The following is a 22,131-nucleotide window of genomic DNA, read 5'->3' as shown; positions in this document are numbered from 1 at the left end:
AAACATTTAACGATACGGTCTAAGTTAAAAAGACAATGGAACAAGTCAAAAATTGAATGATTGAATTAAACCAGTTGCGCTGTTTTGTGGCGGTCGCGGAGGAATTACATTTCGGACGCGCGGCAAAAAGATTGTTTATGACGCAGCCTCCGCTGAGCCGTCAGATCCAGTTACTCGAACATGCCCTTGGCGCGTGTTTGCTGGAACGAACCAACCGGCATGTCAGCCTGACCGCTTCGGGAAAGACATTTTTGCGCGACGCAAAGCTGATCCTCGAATTCACCGGACAGGCGCAGGAGACGGTAAAACGGGTCGAGAAAGGTGAAATCGGACGGCTGATGCTGGGATTTACGGCGGTCAGCGGCTACTGGCAAATTCCGCAGATTATCGCGCTGGCGGCGCAGGAATTACCGGAAATCACTCTGGTGCTCAAAGAGATGGTGTCTTCCGCGCAGCTTCAGGCGCTGGCGGCGCGCACTTTGGATATCGGCTTTGTGCGCCAGCCGGTGCCGTTATTTCCTCTTGCCTATCAGTGTGTGCTGCGCGAACCGTTATGCGTGGCGCTGCCGGTGTCATCGTCTCTGGCGGCAAAACCCCTCATTCGTCTGCGCGACTTCGCCGGACAGCCATTCATCATGTATTCCGCCACCGAAGGAAAATACTTTTACGACTGCGTGGCCGGGCTGTTTGCACAGGCCAACGTCGTGCCGCATTACGTGCAACATTGCAGCCAGACGCACACCATTCTCGGGCTGGTGCGCGCCGGTATCGGGCTGGCTATTGTGCCGGAAAGCGCACGCCAGCTGGGCTTCCCGGACATTGAGTTCCGCCCGCTCAGCCATCCCGATGCATTTGCTGAAATCTACATGGCCTGGCGGCAGGATGGCGAAACCCCGGCGCTGGCCGCCTTTCGTCAACTGGTGACGGCACACAGTACCGCCAGTGGCGCTATCGCAAGAAAAAAGCTGACAGGCCGCCGCACGCTTCCTAAACTGAGGTAATGGATAAAGAACAAGAACTTCGCCGAAGTAAACGTAACGCGCTGGGGCTGCTGCTGATTGCCGCCGCCCTGTTTGTCATCACCCTTTTCCTGCCGCCCAACTTCTGGGTTTCCGGGCTGAAAGCTATTTCAGAGGCCGCGATGGTCGGCGCAATGGCCGACTGGTTTGCCGTAGTGGCCCTTTTCCGCCGCGTGCCGGTGCCGTTTGTCGCCTCACATACGGCGATTATCCCCAAAAACAAAGACAAAATTGCCGACAATCTGGCGGTTTTTGTGCAGGAAAAATTCCTCGCGCCCGCGACGCTTATCACGCTTATACGCCAGCATGACCCGGCGCGGATGCTGACCGACTGGCTGAATGCGCCGGATAACGCACAGCGGTTTGCCAGCTATGCCGTGAAGATGATCCGCGGTTTTCTGGATGTCACCGACGATCAGCGCATCGCCCAGCTGATGCGCCGCGCACTGTACCGCGTGATCGACAAAATCGACCTGTCGGCTTCAATTGCCACTTTGCTGGAAAGCCTGACCAAAAACGGACGTCATCAGGAACTGCTGGATCAGGCGATGGATCAGCTGGAAATCTTGCTGGCGAAAGACAGCACGCGGCAGTTTATTTCCGCGCAGATTGTCGGCTGGATGAAGCGGGAGCATCCGCTGACCGCCAAACTGCTGCCCACCGGCTGGCTCGGACGCAACGGTGCAGACTTAGTTTCCAACGCGGTGAATTCGGTGCTAGACGATATGGGCAATGATAAAACCCACGCCTTCCGCAAAGGATTTGACCGGTCGGTGCAGAACTTTATCTGGAAGCTGCAAAACGACCCTGCGACTGCGCAGAAAGCCGAAGACATTAAGCAATACCTGAAAGATGACGAGAAGCTCAACGCCTATGTCTTGCAACTGTGGGGCGATATGCGTAACTGGCTGAAAGAGGATTTAGAAAGCGATGATTCGCGGGTGTTCGCCAAAGTCACCGAATCCGGCCAATGGCTGGGCAATGCGCTGGCACAAGATGAAAAGTTGCGCCACTCGCTGAATCAGCAGATGGAAACTATCGCGGAGAAAGTCGCACCGGAATTCGCTGAGTTCCTGACACGTCATATCAGCGATACGGTCAAAGGCTGGGATCCGCGTGACATGTCGCGGCAAATTGAGCTGAACATTGGTAAGGATTTGCAGTTTATCCGCATCAACGGCACGCTGGTTGGCGCCTTTATCGGCCTGGCGCTGTATCTGCTTTCGCAACTGCCGGTGGCGATCCCGTGGGTGATGGCGCGGATTTAAGGGCTTCTCCCCGCACAACAAACGGGTCTGATTATTTCGGGTCCGTTCATATTACTCTTGCGGATATTCCACATCGTTTTCAGCAGATTTCACCGCCAATCGGGTAAGTAAAAAACCTAATACCAGGGTAATAACAAGCATTATCGCGATAAAGATAATGACTGCCCAACCCTCTGGCACGCCGAAATAAACTCCCCAGCTAAAAACGAAAGCGATTATTACCATCACAAGGGCTGGAAAAGACCACAGTAACGGCATAGCCACATAATCCCCTTCGGGGACTTTTAACGCTGCAGGCTGTGCTGCCGATAATACCGTTAAAGCAGGTTTACCCTTTTCGGATGCTGCAATAAGCTGCGCTCCCTGCGCATACCTCACGGCATCAGTGGCAATGCCCAGTGCAAGCCACCTGTAGCCTGCAGTGTATTCACCAAAAGCCAGTTCCAGATCGATTCTGTCCGCTGCTGCTTTGCATTCATTCAATGCGTTAAAAAGTGGATACTTTTCCGTTTGTGCTAATCCGGTATACCAGAGGGTTTTGGGGATTATTGTTTGCTCCGCCGTCAGATACACCGGGACCGAATCCGCGAGATCCGCATCGCCTGTTAATGGCTGGTAAAGATAAACAGGTTTGGGCTTTTCATTTACCGGATATTCTTTGCAAATAAACACGGCCGTGGCACTTTCCATGCTTTTCACCATTTCATCATTGTAGAGATCGGCAATGATGAATAAACGACAAAATTGCCACTGATTACCTGACTCTTCGATCATTGCTGACAGCACGCCATAATCCGGGCATTCAGATAACTGCGTTATTTCATTTTTAATCCTGAGACCATGACTATCCAGTACCCAGTATAATTCTTCGGTTGTCGAATTATCACCTTCACGCAACCAATAATAAACCCCTGTCTCAGGATGATTTCTTATTTTATCCGCCAGAGGAGTAATAAGCTGATCAAAAATATACTGTGATTTCGTCACCTCAAAGTCTTCCCTCATTTTTATTCTCAGCGGGGTTTTCGGCGCGAGTGGAAACTGCCCCTCAAGTTTAAGTAATTGCAGAGCAAGATTATCCACCGGAGAAATGGTGGAACAGCCAGCAATAACAAGGTGTTTATGGGCAAACTTTTTCAGATAATAACGATCCCACTCCACACACTGCCTTTTAACGTCATGATAATAGTCTTCAACTGCGCGAAACATACCAGCGTAGCATAAGCCTGATGTAATTATGAGAAAAGGTCCCACCACTGACTGAAGAAAAAACATGACTTCAACGGATTTATTATCAGGCCAGGACAAAGCCCTTATCACTACCGCTATAGCGATCACCACAAGATATACCAGTAAGATAGCGAGCCAGGGGAAACGAAAGTTTTCTCTCTTTTTAAGAGGCGGGTATAGTTTCCATGGACTCATTTACAGGCTCCGGCAATTTGCAGGGTGGTTTTAATCGCGCAACCACAGGCTGCCGTGCAACCATCTACCACAACGCCACGCCCGTTCATCGTCCAGGTTTCACAACACCCGGTGATTGGAAATATCCCATTGTGGGCCAGACAGATGACCGTGTCGCCTTTAAGCGCAACCGCGATGCCCATAAACGGCGATCCGGAGGCCTGATTAACATATCCCCCGTTGACCAGAGGATCGTTCAAACGAATAACACCTTTCATACTATTTCCCCGCATCCATGTTGCAGCGCATATGATCCCATCCCTGATAGCTCTTCACCTCCGGGACTTTATCCGGCAAGTTAAACCACTCGGCTCTATATTGGTTGGTTGCATCTGCCAGCCCCCTTTTGGTCATATAGACCATTCCCCATGACCATCCAGGGGATCTGGGCTTTATTGTATCGAGGGTGCCATCTGGCGCTGTAAAATTGATACCTGGCCCGCCAGGAAGGATGCGCGGGTCATCAAATCCTTTGGATGACATATAGAGGCTTTTTTTAGTCAGTAAAAAACCCTGATCGTTAACGACGGTGAAAGAAATGACATCTTCTGACGGGGGTTGATTCATTTCATCAGGTTCATTAGGGCCGGGCGAAAACATAGCGGTACGCCATGTTTGCCCATAATCTTTAGATACTCTAAAACCTCCTGCACTCCATCCTGTTAAAGCAATATATCGCTCAGAGGGATGTACAAATTTTCGGGTGAATACGCGATAAAACTGACCCACTGGATTTGAACGAATACCCTTTTGAGTATCGATGTACCAAAGTTCTCCTTCGCAGTTCCAGCCTTTAAGTTCCATATAACGGTGATCATCAAACCGATAAACCACCTGCGTCGGCACTTTTTTGGCCTGTACGCTGTTGACAGCTAAAATCAGAAGCAAGCCTGATAATAATTTTATTCCGTTCATACTATTTCCCCGCATCCATATTGCAGCGCATATGATCCCATCCCTGATAGCTCTTCACCTCCGGGACTTTATCCGGCAAGTTAAACCACTCGGCTTTGAATTGACTTTTTGATTCCTCAAGCCCTCTTTTGGTCATATACACCATGCCCCATGACCAACCTGGAGCACGCGGTTCAATTTTATGAGATGTTCCATCAGATGCCTTATAAGGAATACCTGGCCCGCCAGGAAGGATCCGTGGGTCATCAAATCCTTTGGATGACATATAGAGGCTTTTTTTAGTCAGTAAAAAACCCTGATCGTTAACGACGGTGAAAGAAATTGCATCGTCATAAGGGGGGGCATTATCCCCGTTAGGCTCATTTGGACCAGGAGACATTCGGGCACTTCCTATTTCCCATGTTTGCCCATAATCTTTAGATACCGTAAAACTTCCTATCACCCCTCCCCACCAGGGGATGGCAATATAACGTTCAGAGGGATGGACATATTTATGGGTAAAAATCCGGTAAAACTGGCTGGCAACTTCCGAACGTATCCCTAATTTGGTGTTGATATACCAAAGTTCCCCTTCGCAGTTCCAGCCTTTAAGTTCCAGATAACGGTGATCATCAAACCGATAAACCACCTGCGTCGGCACTTTTTTGGCCTGTACGCTGTTGACAGCTAAAATCAGAAGCAAGCCTGATAATAATTTTATTCCGTTCATACTATTTCCCCGCATCCATATTGCAGCGCATATGATCCCATCCCTGATAGCTCTTCACCTCCGGGACTTTATCCGGCAAGTTAAACCATTCAGATCTGAATTGATTAGTTGAATGCTCAAGCCCTCTTTTGGTCATATAGACCATTCCCCACGCCCATCCCGGCGCACGCGCCTCCAGCGTTTGCATAGTGCCATCTTCAACGGTATAGGTAATACCTGGCCCGCCAGGAAGGATGCGCGGGTCATCAAATCCTTTAGAGGACATATAGAGGCTTTTTTAGTCAGTAAAAAACCCTGATCGTTAACAACGGTGAAAGAAATGACATCTTCTGACGGGGGTTGATTCATTTCATCAGGTTCATTAGGGCCGGGCGAAAACATAGCGGTACGCCATGTTTGCCCATAATCTTTAGATACTCTAAAACCTCCTGCACTCCATCCTGTTAAAGCAATATATCGCTCAGAGGGATGTACAAATTTTCGGGTGAATACGCGATAAAACTGACCCACTGGATTTGAACGAATACCCTTTTGAGTATCGATGTACCAAAGTTCCCCTTCGCAGTTCCAGCCTTTAAGTTCCAGATAACGGTGATCGTCAAACCGATAAACCACCTGCGTCGGCACTTTTTCGGCCTGTACGCTGTTGACAGCTAAAATCAGAAGCAAGCCTGATAATAATTTTATTCCGTTCATACTATTTCCCCGCATCCATATTGCAGCGCATATGATCCCATCCCTGATAGTTCTTCACCTCCGGGACTTTATCCGGCAAGTTAAACCACTCGGCTTTGAATTGACTTTTTGATTCCTCAAGCCCTCTTTTAGTCATATACACCATGCCCCATGACCAACCTGGAGCACGCGGTTCAATTTTATGAGATGTTCCATCAGATGCCGTATAAGGAATACCTGGCCCCCCAGGAAGGATGCGCGGGTCATCAAATCCTTTGGATGACATATAGAGGCTTTTTTTAGTCAGTAAAAAACCCTGATCGTTAACGACGGTGAAAGAAATGACATCTTCTGACGGGGGTTGATTCATTTCATCAGGTTCATTAGGGCCGGGCGAAAACATAGCGGTACGCCATGTTTGCCCATAATCTTTAGATACTCTAAAACCTCCTGCACTCCATCCTGTTAAAGCAATATATCGCTCAGAGGGATGTACAAATTTTCGGGTGAATACGCGATAAAACTGACCCACTGGATTTGAACGAATACCCTTTTGAGTATCGATGTACCAAAGTTCTCCTTCGCAGTTCCAGCCTTTAAGTTCCAGATAACGGTGATCATCAAACCGATAAACCACCTGCGTCGGCACTTTTTTGGCTTGTACGCTGTTGACAGCTAAAATCAGAAGCAAGCCTGATAATAATTTTATTCCGTTCATACTATTTCCCCGCATCCATATTGCAGCGCATATGATCCCATCCCTGATAGCTCTTCACCTCCGGGACTTTATCCGGCAAGTTAAACCACTCGGCTCTATATTGGTTGGTTGCATCTGCCAGCCCCCTTTTGGTCATATAGACCATTCCCCATGACCATCCAGGGGATCTGGGCTTTATTGTATCGAGGGTGCCATCTGGCGCTGTAAAATTGATACCTGGCCCGCCAGGAAGGATGCGCGGGTCATCAAATCCTTTGGATGACATATAGAGGCTTTTTTTAGTCAGTAAAAAACCCTGATCGTTAACGACGGTGAAAGAAATTGCATCGTCATAAGGGGGGGCATTATCCCCGTTAGGCTCATTTGGACCAGGAGACATTCGGGCACTTCCTATTTCCCATGTTTGCCCATAATCTTTAGATACCGTAAAACTTCCTATCACCCCTCCCCACCAGGGGATGGCAATATAACGTTCAGAGGGATGGACATATTTATGGGTAAAAATCCGGTAAAACTGGCTGGCAACTTCCGAACGTATCCCTAATTTGGTGTTGATATACCAAAGTTCCCCTTCGCAGTTCCAGCCTTTAAGTTCCAGATAACGGTGATCGTCAAACCGATAAACCACCTGCGTCGACACTTTTTTGGCCTGTACGTTGTTGACAGCTAAAATCAGAAGCAAGCCTGATAATAATTTTATTCCGTTCATTGTTTCTCCTTTATGACTTCAGCTGGCTGTCGTTAAGGGTTGTGGCATTTCCCATTGGTTGACTGTGACCATTCCTGAACTGCCTGCAGGGAAGAGCCCCATTTCGATTTCAACTCTGTTTCGTACATAGGGTTTCTCGCGAGGCCCATAACCGTTGTCCACACCAAAATCGCCTTTCGGAAGCACCTGCTCGGGTTTGCTCATATGACGTTTTGTATCGTCCTCAGGTAATCTTCCCGTCAGATAGTATTTTTTAGCAAATGAAAACGGATTCAACGGATCCCGCCAGTCAGCCCGATGGAGCAGACTTTCCCAGAACTTGCCTTCCTGATAATCGAATGACTTGCACTGACCAATGGCCAGGTCAAAAGCCATGGCATGTGACGGCGCAAATTCACTCATCACAATGGAAGAATGCTGGCTGTAACCCACCGGATCAGTTTTCAGCCATTCCTTTTCCAGTTCTTCGCGTGATTTCAGCCAGGTAAGCTGAATACCGCGATATTCAGGCGTTCCTGTGATAACTCCTTTGATGATTTTCTTTTTCCGGCTGATACTTTCGATAATCAGTTGTTGTTCACTGAGCACCGAACCCGGCATAAGGTCGCGGTAATCATATTTATCCAGCTGATAAACAGCCTTGTCTGTCCGGCTTATCGCACCCGCTTTGGCAGAATAGGAAATTGTCTGGTCAGGGCTGTCAGGATCAACAGCGTATGCGTAATTTGTGTTCTGCCCCTGTAATACAAATGTGAAGGGTTCCGGCAGTTCCTCACCGTTGGGTATTACGTCGCGAAAGTAATAAGCGGCATTGATACCTGATGCGGTGCTGAAATCGCCGGATTTCTTGATGGGATAAACAAAAGGCTGTCCGTCCGGTGCCTTACCTACTTCACCGTGCTGGACAAAGACGCGCTGATAAAGATTAGGGATATCCTGCGCAATCGCCTGCGGCACACCCCGCCAGCAGATCCCCTGCACGTTCTGCAATGAAACAATGTCATCATCGGCACAGAAATAATTAAACACTCTGCCGTTATTATTCCGGCTGTAGCGCGGGTCAGTATGCCACTGGTTTTTTTTAGCTGAGGGCAGCGCACACAGACTCTCAATGGCCGTAATTTCCTCCTCAGTGTGTTGCCCGCCGCGGTATTGCGTCGCCATCAGGTTGCAGAAGTTTCTAAAAGTCTTTTGTCTGGCCCCGGTGGTCTGCTGATTTCCTTCCTGAAGGTTCTCACTTATCCGGCTTTCCAGGGAATACGGAGAGTGGTTCATGATCACGCAGTTTGCCGGTTCTCCCCCTGCCTGTTTAACCAGCATGTTCGCCAGCATGGTGATGATGGTTCCCTGGCTGTGGGCAACGATGTTTATCACATCATTTCTTGTAGCCTGGTTGCTTCGTATCTGCATGATTAAATCTGCCAGCCTTTGTGCGGCAAAAAACTGGTAGATGCGGTGCGGGTTTGGGTAAATCGGGTGGGTGTAATCACCGCCATTCATATAGAGTGTGGCGAAACCAACCGGCGCCAGTACCGCGCCCCCTGAACCCGGCCCTAACATATCCGGTATGCTGGTTGTCGCGTTGGCGAACGTGCCGCCATTTTTTGCAAAATTCGCATCCAGCGCATTTTTGAAACTGTCGTTCTGAAATCTCAGGGGATTACTGCCGTCATTCCCCTGAGCCGCCATTTTTTTAGGATCATCTTCCTGATACGCGTCATAGGGGAGTTTTGCGTCGTCGCGCAAAGTCTTCAGTTCATCACGATACTTTTGCTGATCTTTGATGTAGTCGTCATGGGTAACGGGCTTATAGCCCCAGTAGAAGGGAATTATCGGTGAGCGGCCGGGAGCTTTGATTTTTTGCTGCGCACCTTCATTATGCATCAGCATAAAATTCCGCCATTCATGCGGGTAAAAATCGGCGCGATTAAGGCGCTTGCTCAATCCGGCGATGATGCCTTTTTCCTGGTTCTGATACGCTTCTCCGACGTCATTCACCCCGTGGACCAGAATGACGATGCACGGCATTGGCCGTTTAATCCCGATGCTGCAGGTCTGTGCCGCTAAACCCAGCGAGTGATGCACACCGATTTCATTGGTCGCAATGACGCGAGGTTGGTAAGGGCTGCCCTTCTGCTCAGTCATTTAAAAACTCCATTTTGAACGTTTGAATATCATCAGCATCAAGCAGGGATGAATGTCCTTCACCATCCGTCATCCCCTCGGTAACCGTTCCGTCTGAACCGGTTAAGCGAAATTTTTGATTAGAAATAGGCTGGTCAGGGTCATCAGAAGAATGGAGTTTGAACCGCCGCCTGAAGGTGCCTTTTTCAAAAGCAGGTGCTGTCGTCGTCACGCTTTCCGGCCCCATGAAAGCCAGATTGGGTCCTTTCAGTTCAATACCGGTCGGAGAGAATATTTCAACAGAGCCATCGGCATTAATGCGGATCCCGCCGCCACCGCAGGAAAGCTGGAGGCCTTTCTTCGCACTGATGGTCATCTTGCCGTCCGTGGATGACAGCGTGAAATCCTGCTGTGACAGTAAATGCATTTCGCCACGCTGTGCCTGAGCTTCGACATTGCCCGCGGAGGCAATCATCTGAATCCCCAGTTTCTGAGCAAACAAAGAAAGCTTTTCGCCTACGGCTAACGAGAATTTTTTAACGATGTTCAGGCTGGCATTGCTGCCTGCGGTGGCAATCAGATCATCGCCCGCCGAAAGCTGAAGCGAGGACGGGGTAATAAATGCCTGTCCGTGGCCTGCATAGGCCAGAAGTGAGGGTGACGTGAGCTGATCAAGCGCCTTGCTCAGTTGCTGCTGTGTACCGGTATCAACCGCGCCAGCACCGGATGTAGTCGCGGATTGCTGTAATGTCTGTGCAAGCGCCAAAGCGCTTTGCAACGCGCTGATGGCTGCCGCCATATCGAGCTGTTTTCCCTGAGCCTTGGGCTGTGGCTCCGTGGTGAGCATCATCCCTTTAGCGGAACGTACCGTCCCCCACGCGTCGGTGCGTAACTCAAAACCTTCCCCGCGCTTTTTACGTTCGGCATCGACCAGATGACCGCTATTGAGTTGCGTTTTGCCGTACTCGGTGGAGAGTTTGATATGCTCCTGCCCGCGTTTATCTTCAAGTCTTATCTTGTTGAAAGAGGCAGTGCGGATAATGTTCCGCGTGTCATTTTTAATGGTGACCAGATCAGGGTTTGCACCATCATGGAGAACGTGGGAAATGAACGGCCTGTCCGGATCGCCCAGCTCGAAGGCAACCGCGACCTCGGTATTATCCAGTAAGGGGAAATGAAAACCGAAGGTATCCCCAGCATAAGGTCTGCCAAGTCTGACAAAAGCACTTTCGTAACCTTTCTTTTTTTCATCGGGATCAAAATCGAATTTAACAATGTAACGGCCTTGCGCATCCGTTTCTGCATAGAGGGCATTACGTGTTTTGGCTGATACCCTCGCAGGCACGGTGCCGGAAATGACCGGACGGGGAAGACGTTCAGGGCGAAAACAATACGACTCACTGTATGGGATGCCGCTCAGTGTCGAGGTAAAATGTTCTGCGCGACTGCCGCTGATTTCAATCTTACAAACAACAAAACCCCGTTTAAAACCCACCGGGACGTTGCCTGTGGCATAGAACATCACGCCAGGTGAAATCTGCGGGTCATTGGTTACTGCGGTAAAAATACTTTGACGATTCAATAAATACTCGTGGCGGATACGGGCATAAAATGACGCTGATTCGCCCTCAACGCCATAGTGATCGCCGGAAGTAAGCTGATTATCGCCATAGTGATAATCCTGCCCGGCACGAATGTTTTCTGAAATATCGTGAACATAAACAGACTTATCAGCCTGAGGGGAAGACGGGGCTCGATAATTATAATTACGGGTTTTAACGGCATCAGAAACGACGTGATAGAATTCCCTGAGTTCGGTAACGTATTCCTTCTCGTTTGTCATACCAGAGTTTCTGACAAAGGGTATTTTCTTGTCAGAAAACTGATAACCCGTACCGCTGTCACTGAATACAGTCAGGGTTTCTGTCGTTATTTTGGGGTGATTTTCAAAATGAAACCAAATCCCAACCTCCGATAACAATCGCATAATAAACTGCAGGTCAGTTTCCTGCCACTGAATGACCATTGCGCGTGAAGGGTATGTGGACTGGAGCTTATCAACGTCAATTTTGTAGCTTTGAATCTGTTTGTGTTCCAGCATCACTTTTTTCACCAGTTCAGGAACGGTGATGTCGAGATAGACCGCAGACTTTCGGGTTCTATCAAGAAGCGCTAATTCGTTTTCTAAAACACATTCATACAAAGCTTCATCTGATGAGGAATCAATCCGTGAGAATGACGTAATTATCCCATTGACTTGTTTCATCTCCAGCCACTTCGGTTCAGAATCAAGAAATGCATGAATATTGGGAGCGCGAAAAAGGAAAGATGCGGGCGAGTTAAGCACTTGTTCTACAGGGACACTCATATCCTGACAGGTGAATTTAATTATGTATCTATAGGGTTTGCTCAGGTATTCGGTCGCAGTAAAAAATAATACATCAGCATTAATGTTTTCGTTAAGTTCGAAGCATAATAAATACCGGTTTAATGACTCTGCATTCTGGAATTCATTATTCATTTTTGTTTTTCCTGAATTAAAGGCCAGACATTCTTATCCTTTTCAGTGCCACAAACAAAGACTTCATGATCAAATGGCATTTATCAATAAAAAATCAGATAGTTGCATAAGAAATTAACATAAACAAACCAAAACAATTCATGCAACCAATTACAAATACATTCACAGGCAGCGAAATAAAAAATCCTCCTCAGAATAATCAGGATAAGAAATACAACTATTATGTCGGTCATCTGAAAAAGTGGAATTTATACAATGCAGTGTTTGGTTGACTGTTAATGCTCCCCCTTTGCAGAGGGAGCAAAACACATTACTTCACAGATTTACTGAACGCATCTACCGCCAGTATTGCGTTCGCCACTTCTTCGGCAGAAAGATTGTGGTTCAGGTTACCCAGCGTATCGCCCTCGCCACCTGCCAGCGCACCGACTTTCACCAGACTGGCAAAAGATTCGTTCTCCAGATGCATTTCTTTCAACGTGGTTGGCATTTTGATGGAGCGGTAGAAGCGCACGTATTTCGCGATTTCTTCGTCAGGACGCTGTTCCAGCACCATTTGGGTCAGCGTACCGTACGCCACTTTTTCGCCGTGGGTCAGATGATGAATGTCACCTGAAATCGCGGTAAAACCGTTATGGATGGCATGGGCACCCGCCAGGCCGGCGTTCTCAAAGCCCAGACCGGAAAGCAGTGTGTTGGCTTCCACTACCGCTTCCACCGCAGGTGTCACCAGTTTCTGCTCAACGGAGGTATAGGCGCTGTAACCGTAAGTCAGCAGCGTTTTTTCACAGGCTTCAGCTATCGCCATACCGGCAATCGTCGGATCCCCGCCCACCATTGAGTGAGAGTGTGAACGCAGCACAGCCTGTGCTTCAACGAACGTCGCCAGACCGTCAGCAATACCGGAAGCAAACAGACGCACCGGCGCCTGCGCGCAGACATGGGTATCTACCAGTACCAGATCCGGATTTTTGTTATAAAAGCGATAAGATTCGAAAACGCCTTCATCTGAATAGATAACAGAAAGCGCGCTGCACGGCGCATCCGTGGAAGCCACGGTCGGCACAATCACGACATTTTGCTTCAGTTCATCAGCAATGGCTTTCACGGTATCCAGCGTTTTACCGCCCCCGAGCCCCACCACTACTTTCGTTCCCGCATCGCGGGCAATGGCGGCGAGACGGGTTATTTCGTTGGCCGAGGCTTCTCCGTTAAAGCGTTCATAATGAAATTCAACGTCGGCTTTTTTCAGTGACGCTTTAACGCGTTCACCGATAATTCCCCAAACGACATCATCAGCTATCAGGAATGATTTTCCGCCCAGAGCAGGCAGATAATCCCCTAATTCATCCAGAACACCGCTGCCCTGAACGTATTTTCTTGGCGAAGAGAAGATAAATTTACTCATGATAAAAACCTCTTTTCGTTGATAAGGCTTACGTGAATAACTCTCCCGAGAGTACCGCAGGGCAGCAGGAAGCCCAACCCTTTTAATTCACATTAACAGCATGACTCGCAAAGAATATTTTCAAAAAGTGAGGATATTTAAAATATCGGGAGAAATTAGTTTGCCCTAATTTAATACCCTGAAATGATTATATAAACCGGCATGATTTCCTCACAAAATCTATTACGCTATTTGTAAGCTTTCATCTATTGAATACATCAATAAAAGCGACTTTCGCTTATCATCCAGTCACGTAGAATTCTCGTCATTGGCAGCACGTCGTAAGCAGTGGTCATTAGCCAGCTCTCTGTTAGCCATTCCATTAATATTTCTGACATTAATAAGGGAACAGCATGTATAACTTTCAGCGCTACAACGCCAAAGAACTGGCGCTTGCCTATATGAGCAGCAAACCACACGATTTTTCGCCAAATGAATTTTTACAGCAGTTGAAAGAAGTCGAAAAATCTTTCGATGCTGCGCTGAGAAACCCTCAGCAACAGCCTCAGAACGGAATGCTGGTGAAGGCGTTTTGATTGCCATCTTAGCTTTCATCAGTTGAGTACCGTGCGTTACCCTTGCTTTACCCGTTAAAGCTTTTTGCAAGATCCTGTGTCTGGTTCGCCTGCAGAAAAATAATGATGTAAAAAAGCAAAAGCCCCGAATTATCGGGGCTTTTTGTATTTTTATCAGTCACACCTCCCCTAAATCATTCAGGTTGCAGGAAGGCGGCAAACGAACGAATCCCGATGAGCTGACTAAAGTCAGTGATTCGGGTGAGCGAATGCAGTCAACGCACCTGCGGCCTGAAGGATGACGGGGACTATTTCGTCATTTTTCGATCGTCGATGTATTTGCGTTTATCCGGCGCTGGCGGGAAATACTGGTACAGCCAGGTTTCGGTTAGCGCGGTCTGGCCGTTGCGCAGGAACATACGCAGCTCAACCGGCGCGACAGAATCGCTGTCCGGATACCAGTCGAACAGAATGCGATAACCGTCAAACGGCTGCACATACAGAATTTCGATATTTTTGATTTTGCCGTGAGAGACGTTGATCACCGGTTCGATGCCTTTATCTGCAAAAGCTTTCAGCTCGCCGCCAACGAAATCGATGGCAAAACGGCGCGCCCAGACCTGCGGATAGTTTTCGCCAGGTGCCCAGCCTTCAGGGAAACCGCCCATACCAGTACGGGTCGCCAGCACATTGGCCAGCGGGCTGCGGTGCGGCGGCTCAGAACTCCAGTACAGTTTATAGCTGAAGCTGAACTCCGCCCCGGATTTTACCGGCGTTTCCGGCTGCCAGAAGCACACCACGTTATCCAGCGTTTCGCCGGTCGTCGGGATTTCCATCAGATTGACAGCGCCCTTCCCCCAGTCTCCGACCGGTTCGACCCACAGACTCGGACGTTTGTTGTACCAGCCAATCACGTCCTGATAATTGTCGAAATCATGGTCAAGCTGCAACAGACCAAAGCCTTTCGGGCTGTTATCGCTGAACGCGTTGAACTGCAAACTTTGCGGGTTATTCAGCGGACGACAAATCCACTCGCCTTTACCTGTCCACATTTCCAGACGATCTGAGTCATGAATTTGCGGGTGGATCGTATCACAGCGACCGCGTTCACTGGTGCCACAGCTGAACATACTGGTCATCGGAGAAATACCCAGCTGTTTGATGTCCTCGCGGGCATGCAGGTGGTTTTCGATTTCCATAACGACGCGGGTCGGTTCGCAATGGATCACGAATTTATAGGCACCCGTGATGCTCATACCGTCCAGCAGCGCATAAACAGTGAATGTGGTATCGCCAGGTTTCGGGGTATCAAACCAGAATGCGGTGAAATCCGGGAATTCCTCCGGCTGGTCGGTAAAAGTATCCACCGCCACACCACGGGCTGACAGGCCGTACTGATAGGTATCATCTACCGCCCGGAAATAGCTGGCGCCGAGGAATGAAACCACGTCACGACGCGTCAGTTCCGGCGCTTTGTTGACTTTAAACCCGGCGAAACCGAGGTTTGAGAAGCCTTCCAGCTGTTTGGTATCAACGCCTGCATCGTGATAGTTGAACAGTTCAGGGCGGAAATGGATTTCACGCGCCTGATGTTTTACCGGATCCACGGAATACATCCGCACACGACGTTTAAAGCCCATGCCGACGTGGAACAGTTCGACATCCAGCTGACGGTCTGGCAGACCATTCCACAATGAATGCGCATGATCGTACTGAATGGCGTTGTAAGCCTGCGGCGTCAGTTCAGCCAGCGTTTTAGGCAGAGGCTGCGGCGCGCCACCGTAGGGCTTATCCGCCAAATCTTTCGCCATTTTTTTCAGCGCATTGAAATCAAACGGCAATTCGCCGCCGTCTGCCACATTCGCCTCTGCCGCTTCTGCGGAACGGGTGAACAGTGTGGACATAGCCGGCACACCACACCAGGCGGCGAATGCCATAGATGCTTTAATAAATGCTCTTCGTTCCATGCAGAATCGTTTCCTGTACTGGGCAAAAATCTGGGGGCTTCGTCACAAAAACGCAGCCCCCGCGTATTCAGAATTTTCGACCCTAAGGCTAACGTAAAATTCACAAGCCGAGTACAAGAAATTGAATGCATTCAGCTAATATTTCGCTTGAAAAAGTCAGCGGTTATGACAGTGCTCATCCCCCGTATAGCAGGGGCTGAGAGGGTTTTTGGAAACAAAGGATTGAGCCATAAAGAATACCCTGTTTAAGGGAGACAACCGCAGAGGACTTTAGGAGCATTCTGTTACCCTTAAGTAACAATTCCCCAGGTGACGGTGTCACTCATTCATTTCCCACACTCTCTTATAGATGTTATAAATTTGTAAAGCCAAAATTCCTCACAGCGGAGTTAACGCATGTCAGATGAACTTATCCAGCAGAAAGCACGGGCGCTGTACGCGCAGCTCACCGGCGAGATATCGTTTCCCTGTTCGCTTCATATCAAGGGTGCAGGAAATCTGCCCTCTTATTATCCGGTCACCCCGCTTATCACCGCGTCCGTAGCATTAGCCGGTATAGCTTTATCGCGATTACTGGCGCTCAGACATGGCGAATATGAAACCGTCACCGTCGACCGGCGGCTGGCGTCGATGTGGTGTAAAACCAGTATTAAGCCAGAAGGCTGGGAGATCCCTCCGGCCTGGGACAGTCTGGCGGGTGACTATGCGACCGCGGATGGCTGGATCCGTTTACATACCAATGCGCCTGCGCACCGCAAAGTGGTGGAATCGCTGCTCGGGAAGCCGCAAAACCGCGAAGCACTGGCACAGCGGGTTATTATGTGCAAAAAGGCTGAACTGGAACAGGCCGTGGTGCAGGCGGGAGGATGTGCAGCTCAGATGCTCAGCCCGGACCAATGGCAGCAGCATGTGCAGGGAAAATCCCTGCAAAATGAGCCGCTGTTTCAGCGCTCTTTGACGCCTGCCGCCACGCTGCCGCAGTGGGCGTTATCCCGTGAAAAACCGCTGGCAGGCATAAAGATCCTCGACCTGACGCGGATCATCGCCGGACCTGTCGCCACGCGTTTTCTGGCCGGACTGGGTGCCGACGTGTTGCGTATCGATCCCTTTGGCTGGGATGAAACCAGTCAGGAAGCCGATGTCACTTTGGGTAAACACTGCGCGCGGCTCAATTTGCATAATCCGCAGGACCGGCACCGGTTCGAAGAATTATTACGTGACGCGGATGTGATTGTTCATGGCTACCGTGCGGGCGCGCTGCACAAACTCGGCTATGGCAGCGAGCAGCGTCGAGCTATTGCGCCGGGTCTGGTGGATGTCTGTCTGAACGCCTATGGCTGGAGCGGGCCGTGGCGCGAGCGGCGCGGCTTCGACAGTCTGGTGCAGATGAGTTGCGGCATTGCGGAACAGGGAATGCAACTGTCGGGCAGCAATAAACCGGTGCCGCTGCCGGTTCAGGCGCTCGATCACACCACTGGTTATCTGATGGCCGCTGCCGTTGTGCAAGGTTTAGCGCAACGTGTGGAAACCGGTCAGGGCAGCGAATTCCGCCTGTCACTGGCACGTACTGCCAGGGAACTGATGGAAAATGGCGCATCCGCCGCCAGCGACGAACCGCTGATTGGATCCGCAGAACAGGCCGATTTCTCACCGCAGGCGGAAATCACCGTCTGGGGCAATGCCCGGCGTTTGCTTGCGCCAGTCTGGCTGGAAAACACGTCGCTGCAATGGGATTTACCGGCGTCACCGCTTGGTTCCAGCCCTGCCAGCTGGCGGTCAGTCTGAGCATTTCATGTTAATAATGAAAACGCCGCCTTGCGATATTGCAGCGGCGTTTTGCCGATCATTTTCTTGAAACGGGTGATGAAATACGGCGCGTCTGAAAAACCGCATTGCAACCCGATTTCTTCCACCGAGCGGTCAGTTGACCGCAGCAGTTCACAGGCGCGTTTTACGCGCCGGGTGGCGAGATAATCCTGAATCGAGCCGCCGGTTTCCTGCCCGAATACCCGCGATATATAACTTTCTGAAAGACCCAGTGCGGCCGAAAGGTCTGCCAGCGAAAACTTCTGCACGTAATTTTCTTCGATCCATTGCATCACTTTCGAGGCTGTCGTGCGGCTGATGGTTTTCGGCTGCCCGTCTTCCGGGGGCATAAACACCATCAGTTGCAGGATCAGCATGGCAATTTCTTCCCACTGATCTGCCTGCGGTTCGGGCAACTGATTAAACTGTTCAAGGATCACTTCGATATGACCAGCGTGTTCGGTCAGGTCAAAAATATGCGCGGCACGGTCGGCATCCCAAAGACTGGCAAATTGCCTGCGCCGCTGCGGGAAAGAGTGCAGACAGCCATCCAGCAACTGATGATCGAGATGAATGGTGGTGCGCAGATACGCGTTCTTCTCGTCAGCTTCCACAAATACTTTATGCAGTTTAAATGGCGGGAAGACAAACATCCGTCCCGGCCGCAGCGTGTATTGCTGATTATCGACAATCACAATGCCATAGCCCTGACTGACAAAAAGTAATTCCAGACACTGATGCCAGTGAAAATAATTGGCGCTGCCGCGGCTCATACGGTTAAAAGAAACCTGACGTTCATTAAGGGCAATACGTTCGAGATAATCGGATGCCGGCATCAGGGTCGTTTCCTCTTAGTCTATTTTTGCGTCTTTTTTATTCAGGACAACAAAACACAATTTTCGGTCCGCTTTTTATAATTTAAGCCCTTTTACCCGCCATTTAATAACCACAATTTTAAAAATCACGTCATTCTGTGAAGCAGTTAACAATCAGCGCTTATCACTTCTCTATATTTCAGTCTCGACGCAGAGAATTGAAATAATATTTCAAATTAATAAACCCTTATTTTCTGGTTCCCACTCAGTCACCGGGAGAACTTTGATGACCCTGAATATTGTGAACATTGATAATCCGTTGCGTACGCGGAACGATTTGCAGCAACTGCTTAATGAACTTCTCTCGGCGGTGTCGCCGTATACCGAAGAAGGTAAAAGCGGCATTGATTTGGGAAACTCCACCACGCATTACGGTAAAGAGGTCGCCAAAATGGAGGCGCTGTCCCGCATGTTATGGGGGATTTTCCCGCTGCTGGCGGGTGGCGGCGAATGCGCGGATCTGCCCTTCTATCTGAATGCCATTCGCCTGGGTACCAACCCGCAGCATCCTCAGTACTGGGGAGATATCCGCGATTTCGATCAGCGCTGTGTAGAGATGGCCGCCTTCGGTGTCGGGCTGACGCTGCTGAATAAAAATCTCCTGCAGCACTTCACGCCGCAGGAACAGCAAAATCTGGTGGCCTGGCTGGATCAGGGGCGCAATGCGACCATTCCCAATAACAACTGGAATTTCTTCCCGATCATGGTGCAGATGGGCTTTAAGCAGAGCGGTCTGCCCTGGGATCAGGCTGCCGTCGCCGCCCGTTTTGCGCTGATGGAAGAATATTATCTGGGCGATGGCTGGTATTCCGACGGTCCTGGCCGTCCCCGTGATTACTACATTTCCATGGCGTTTCATTATTACGGACTGCTTTACGCGCAAAATATGGCGGATGTGGATGCGCCCCGTGCTGCCATGCTGCGTGAACGCGCTCAGCGTTTCGCACAGGATTTCATTGCGATGTTCTCCGCTGACGGTGCGGCCGTGCCTTTCGGGCGCAGTCTGACCTATCGCTTCGCCGAAGCGGCTTTCTGGAGCGCTGCCGCCTACAGCAAGCTGGATGTATTCACGCCGGGCGTCATCAAAGGTGTGATCCTGCGCCATCTGCGTCACTGGCTGAAAGAGCCAATTTTTGATCGTGACGGCGTGCTCAGTATTGGTTATCACACGCCAAATCTGGTGATGGCTGAAGACTACAACGCGCCGGGTTCTCCTTACTGGGCATGCAAACTGTTCCTGGTGCTGGCCCTGCCACAGGACGATGCCTTCTGGCAGGCCGAAGAAGCGCCGTTGCCGGAACTTTCCCGTGCCCACTGTATTCCTCATGCCAGTCAGATCCTGACCCGTGATACCCAAGGTCAGCATGTGGTGATGCTCACCTCCGGGCAACTGGAGCTGAATAATTTTGTGAATACCGAAGCCAAGTACACCAAATTTGCCTATTCCAGCCAGTTCGGTTTTACCCTCGACCGGGGTCGTTACGGACTCAAACACGCCGGTTGTGATTCGATGCTGATGCTCTCGGAAGGTGACGGGTATTTCCGCGGACGTCGTGACTGTGCCGAAACCCGCATCACCGGCTCGATGATTTATTCCCGCTGGCTACCGTGGCATGACGTTTGCGTGCGCACCTGGCTTATTCCTTGCGGCGACTGGCATCTGCGGGTTCATCACCTCGTAAATCAGCGTCCGCTCGATACAGCCGAAGGCGGTTTCGCGGTCATTCAGGACCCTTCCACGCAAACTGATTACACCGGCGATCGCCGCGCGATGACGGTCACAGCACGTAACGGCATCAGCCGGATTGTCAGCCTGGAAAGTCAGGCGGTGCGGGAAGCCGGTACGGTGATCACTCCCCCGAACAGCAGCATTATGTTTGCCGAAACAGCGGTCATTCCGGTGCTGCAAAACAGCCTTCCCGAAGGTGCTCACTGGCTGATTACTGGCGTTTGGGCATCGGCAACCGGGGATATAGGTAACAAAGATGTGCCGGAAGTCAGTCTGGAGGGCGAGCAACTGCGCTGGCAGTCTCCCGGCCACAGCGGCCAGATAACGTTAGGTTAACCGTCAGAGTCCGTTTCAGGAGTCACTATGAAAGCCATAAAAACTGCCAGTAAAACGGCTTACTATAAAATGAGCAGCTTTATATTCCTGTATTTCTTCACCTGGTCTTCAAGCTTCGGGCTCTATGCCCTGTGGCTGGGCCAAAAAGCCGGGCTGGACAGCGTCAGTATCGGCACCGTATTTGCCATCAACGGTGTGTTCGCGGTGATCATGAAGCCGGTCTATGGCTACATCATGGACAAAATTGGCATGAGCAAATCCCTGCTCTATTTTGTCGTGCTGGTTTCCGCGCTGATGGCGCCGTTCTTTATATACGTTTATCAGCCCCTGCTGGAAAGCCATCTGATGCTGGGGATTATTGCCGGTGCCCTGTATCTGAGCCTTGGCTGGTACGCCGGTGTGGCAGCGTCGGAATCCTACGCCGACCGCTTCAGCCGTCTGTATCACATGGAATTCGGTCAGGTGCGCATGTGGGGTTCGCTGGGCTGGGCGCTGGCCGCCTCGTTTTCCGGCCTGCTGTTTAATCTGTCTCCTGCCTGGAACTTCGGTCTGAGCAGCGCCACCTCGCTGGTGATGTTGGCGGTTCTGCTGTCGCTGAAAATTGGTGATGAAGAACTCAAAAATAACGACGTGATCTCCGCGCAAAAAATCGTGTTCAGCGATGTTATTTTACTGCTTAAAAACCGCAAGTTCTGGATGTTCTCGATGTATGTCGCGGGCGTGGCATGGATGATGTTTGTCGCCGAACAACAGTTCTCACGCTATTTCGTCACGTTCTTCGATACCAAAGAACAAGGCAATGCCTGGTACGGATATCTGAGCACCGTGCAGTCCGGTCTGGAATTCCTGATGATGATGGTGATCCCTTTCCTGGTGAACTATTTCGGCGCCAAGAAAGGCCTGCTGCTGGTGGGTGCAGTGGTGGGATTACGTTTGATCGCTTCCGGACTGACCAGCGATCCGCTGCTTATCTCGATAATCAAACCGTTCTACGGGCTGGAAATCGCCCTGCTGCTGGTATCCGTATTCAAATATATCGCTGAGCATTTCAGCAAACGTGTGAATGCCACCATGTATCTGCTGGGTTATCAGGCAATGATTTATGTTGGCTCAATCGTGGTCGCCCCGCCTGCCGGCTACTTCTATGACCGCATTGGTTTTGAACACACCTATCTGGTGATGGGCGGTATCGCGCTGTGCTTTACGCTGATTTCCGCTTTCACCTTATCGGCCTGTCACAGCTTGCGTTCCGGCGCGCCCGCCCCCGCTGAACCAGCCGAAAAAAACGGCGAACTTGCGCCGCTGAAAATGACCGACTAAATCCATCCACTGAC

General features: G+C 50.2%; 17 protein-coding genes and 1 pseudogene. 6 read left to right on the top strand and 12 right to left on the bottom strand.

The genetic code is table 11. The features are described from left to right. Nucleotides 1-56: 56 nt before the first annotated feature. Nucleotides 57-1,001 carry a LysR substrate-binding domain-containing protein gene (locus tag J1778_RS11765; protein ID WP_217173307.1) on the top strand — a complete coding sequence of 315 codons (945 nt, stop codon included), beginning with the start codon at nt 57-59 and terminating at the stop codon, nt 999-1,001. Then, nucleotides 1,001-2,287: a DUF445 domain-containing protein gene (locus tag J1778_RS11760; protein ID WP_217173306.1), complete on the top strand. Its 1,287-nt coding sequence runs from the start codon at nt 1,001-1,003 to the stop codon at nt 2,285-2,287. The genes J1778_RS11765 and J1778_RS11760 overlap by 1 nt, the downstream gene beginning before the upstream one ends. A gap of 51 nt (nt 2,288-2,338) precedes the next feature. On the opposite strand, the gene J1778_RS11755 is transcribed toward J1778_RS11760, so the two are convergent. The 10 genes and pseudogenes from J1778_RS11755 to J1778_RS11710 all read right to left on the bottom strand — a co-directional run bounded on the left by J1778_RS11755 (nt 2,339) and on the right by J1778_RS11710 (nt 13,530). Continuing rightward, complete coding sequence (locus J1778_RS11755; protein ID WP_217173305.1) at nt 2,339-3,712, bottom strand: hypothetical protein; 1,374 nt, start codon at nt 3,710-3,712, stop codon at nt 2,339-2,341. Beyond that, nucleotides 3,709-3,969, bottom strand: a complete 261-nt coding sequence (locus tag J1778_RS11750) for a PAAR domain-containing protein (protein WP_217173304.1) — start codon at nt 3,967-3,969, stop codon at nt 3,709-3,711. The genes J1778_RS11755 and J1778_RS11750 overlap by 4 nt, the downstream gene beginning before the upstream one ends. Nucleotide 3,970: 1 nt before the next feature. Then, the gene (locus J1778_RS11745; RefSeq protein WP_217173303.1) at nt 3,971-4,666 is read right to left on the bottom strand and encodes a T6SS immunity protein Tli3 family protein; all 696 of its coding nucleotides are present in this window, start codon (nt 4,664-4,666) and stop codon (nt 3,971-3,973) included. 1 nt (nt 4,667) lies between these two features. Next, nucleotides 4,668-5,375 (bottom strand): T6SS immunity protein Tli3 family protein, encoded by a 708-nt coding sequence (locus tag J1778_RS11740; protein WP_217173302.1) that lies wholly within the window; start codon nt 5,373-5,375, stop codon nt 4,668-4,670. A 1-nt stretch (nt 5,376) separates the two neighbouring features. Then, nucleotides 5,377-6,071, bottom strand: a pseudogene (locus J1778_RS11735) (T6SS immunity protein Tli3 family protein). A 1-nt stretch (nt 6,072) separates the two neighbouring features. After that, nucleotides 6,073-6,768, bottom strand: coding sequence for a T6SS immunity protein Tli3 family protein (locus J1778_RS11730; protein WP_217173301.1), 696 nt, complete (start codon nt 6,766-6,768; stop codon nt 6,073-6,075). 1 nt (nt 6,769) lies between these two features. Beyond that, a complete protein-coding gene (locus tag J1778_RS11725) occupies nt 6,770-7,477 on the bottom strand; it encodes a T6SS immunity protein Tli3 family protein (RefSeq protein WP_217173300.1) in 708 nt (235 codons plus the stop codon). Nucleotides 7,478-7,495: 18 nt separating this feature from the next. Beyond that, the gene (locus J1778_RS11720; RefSeq protein WP_217173299.1) at nt 7,496-9,622 is read right to left on the bottom strand and encodes a T6SS effector phospholipase Tle3 domain-containing protein; all 2,127 of its coding nucleotides are present in this window, start codon (nt 9,620-9,622) and stop codon (nt 7,496-7,498) included. Then, on the bottom strand, nt 9,615-12,122 hold the full coding sequence (locus J1778_RS11715) for a type VI secretion system Vgr family protein (protein WP_217173298.1): 2,508 nt from the start codon (nt 12,120-12,122) through the stop codon (nt 9,615-9,617). The genes J1778_RS11720 and J1778_RS11715 overlap by 8 nt, the downstream gene beginning before the upstream one ends. Before the next feature lie 310 nt (nt 12,123-12,432). Continuing rightward, the gene (locus tag J1778_RS11710; RefSeq protein ID WP_217173297.1) at nt 12,433-13,530 is read right to left on the bottom strand and encodes a glycerol dehydrogenase; all 1,098 of its coding nucleotides are present in this window, start codon (nt 13,528-13,530) and stop codon (nt 12,433-12,435) included. Between the two features lie 392 nt (nt 13,531-13,922). Between J1778_RS11710 and J1778_RS11705 the strand changes: the two genes are divergently transcribed. Further along, the gene (locus tag J1778_RS11705; protein WP_112289272.1) at nt 13,923-14,105 is read left to right on the top strand and encodes a hypothetical protein; all 183 of its coding nucleotides are present in this window, start codon (nt 13,923-13,925) and stop codon (nt 14,103-14,105) included. A gap of 287 nt (nt 14,106-14,392) precedes the next feature. Here the strand turns inward: J1778_RS11705 and J1778_RS11700 are convergent, their stop codons facing one another. Further along, nucleotides 14,393-16,051, bottom strand: a complete 1,659-nt coding sequence (locus J1778_RS11700; protein ID WP_217173296.1) for a glucan biosynthesis protein D — start codon at nt 16,049-16,051, stop codon at nt 14,393-14,395. A 396-nt stretch (nt 16,052-16,447) separates the two neighbouring features. Here J1778_RS11700 and J1778_RS11695 point away from each other — a divergent pair, with 396 nt between their 5' ends. Then, nucleotides 16,448-17,836 carry a CoA transferase gene (locus tag J1778_RS11695; protein WP_217173295.1) on the top strand — a complete coding sequence of 463 codons (1,389 nt, stop codon included), beginning with the start codon at nt 16,448-16,450 and terminating at the stop codon, nt 17,834-17,836. A gap of 5 nt (nt 17,837-17,841) precedes the next feature. Here J1778_RS11695 and J1778_RS11690 read toward each other — a convergent pair whose 3' ends face one another. Further along, complete coding sequence (locus J1778_RS11690; protein ID WP_217173294.1) at nt 17,842-18,693, bottom strand: AraC family transcriptional regulator; 852 nt, start codon at nt 18,691-18,693, stop codon at nt 17,842-17,844. Nucleotides 18,694-18,958: 265 nt separating this feature from the next. Between J1778_RS11690 and J1778_RS11685 the strand changes: the two genes are divergently transcribed. Together J1778_RS11685 and J1778_RS11680 are read left to right on the top strand one after the other, a co-directional pair. Then, entirely contained in the window at nt 18,959-20,797 is a 1,839-nt protein-coding gene (locus J1778_RS11685; protein ID WP_217173293.1) for a DUF2264 domain-containing protein, read from the top strand. Nucleotides 20,798-20,824: 27 nt separating this feature from the next. Continuing rightward, complete coding sequence (locus J1778_RS11680; protein WP_217173292.1) at nt 20,825-22,117, top strand: oligosaccharide MFS transporter; 1,293 nt, start codon at nt 20,825-20,827, stop codon at nt 22,115-22,117. Nucleotides 22,118-22,131 lie beyond the last annotated feature (14 nt).

The organism is Rahnella bonaserana (genome assembly GCF_019049675.1).
Lineage (GTDB): Bacteria > Pseudomonadota > Gammaproteobacteria > Enterobacterales > Enterobacteriaceae > Rahnella > Rahnella bonaserana.
This window is presented reverse-complemented; position numbering and strand designations above follow the sequence as displayed.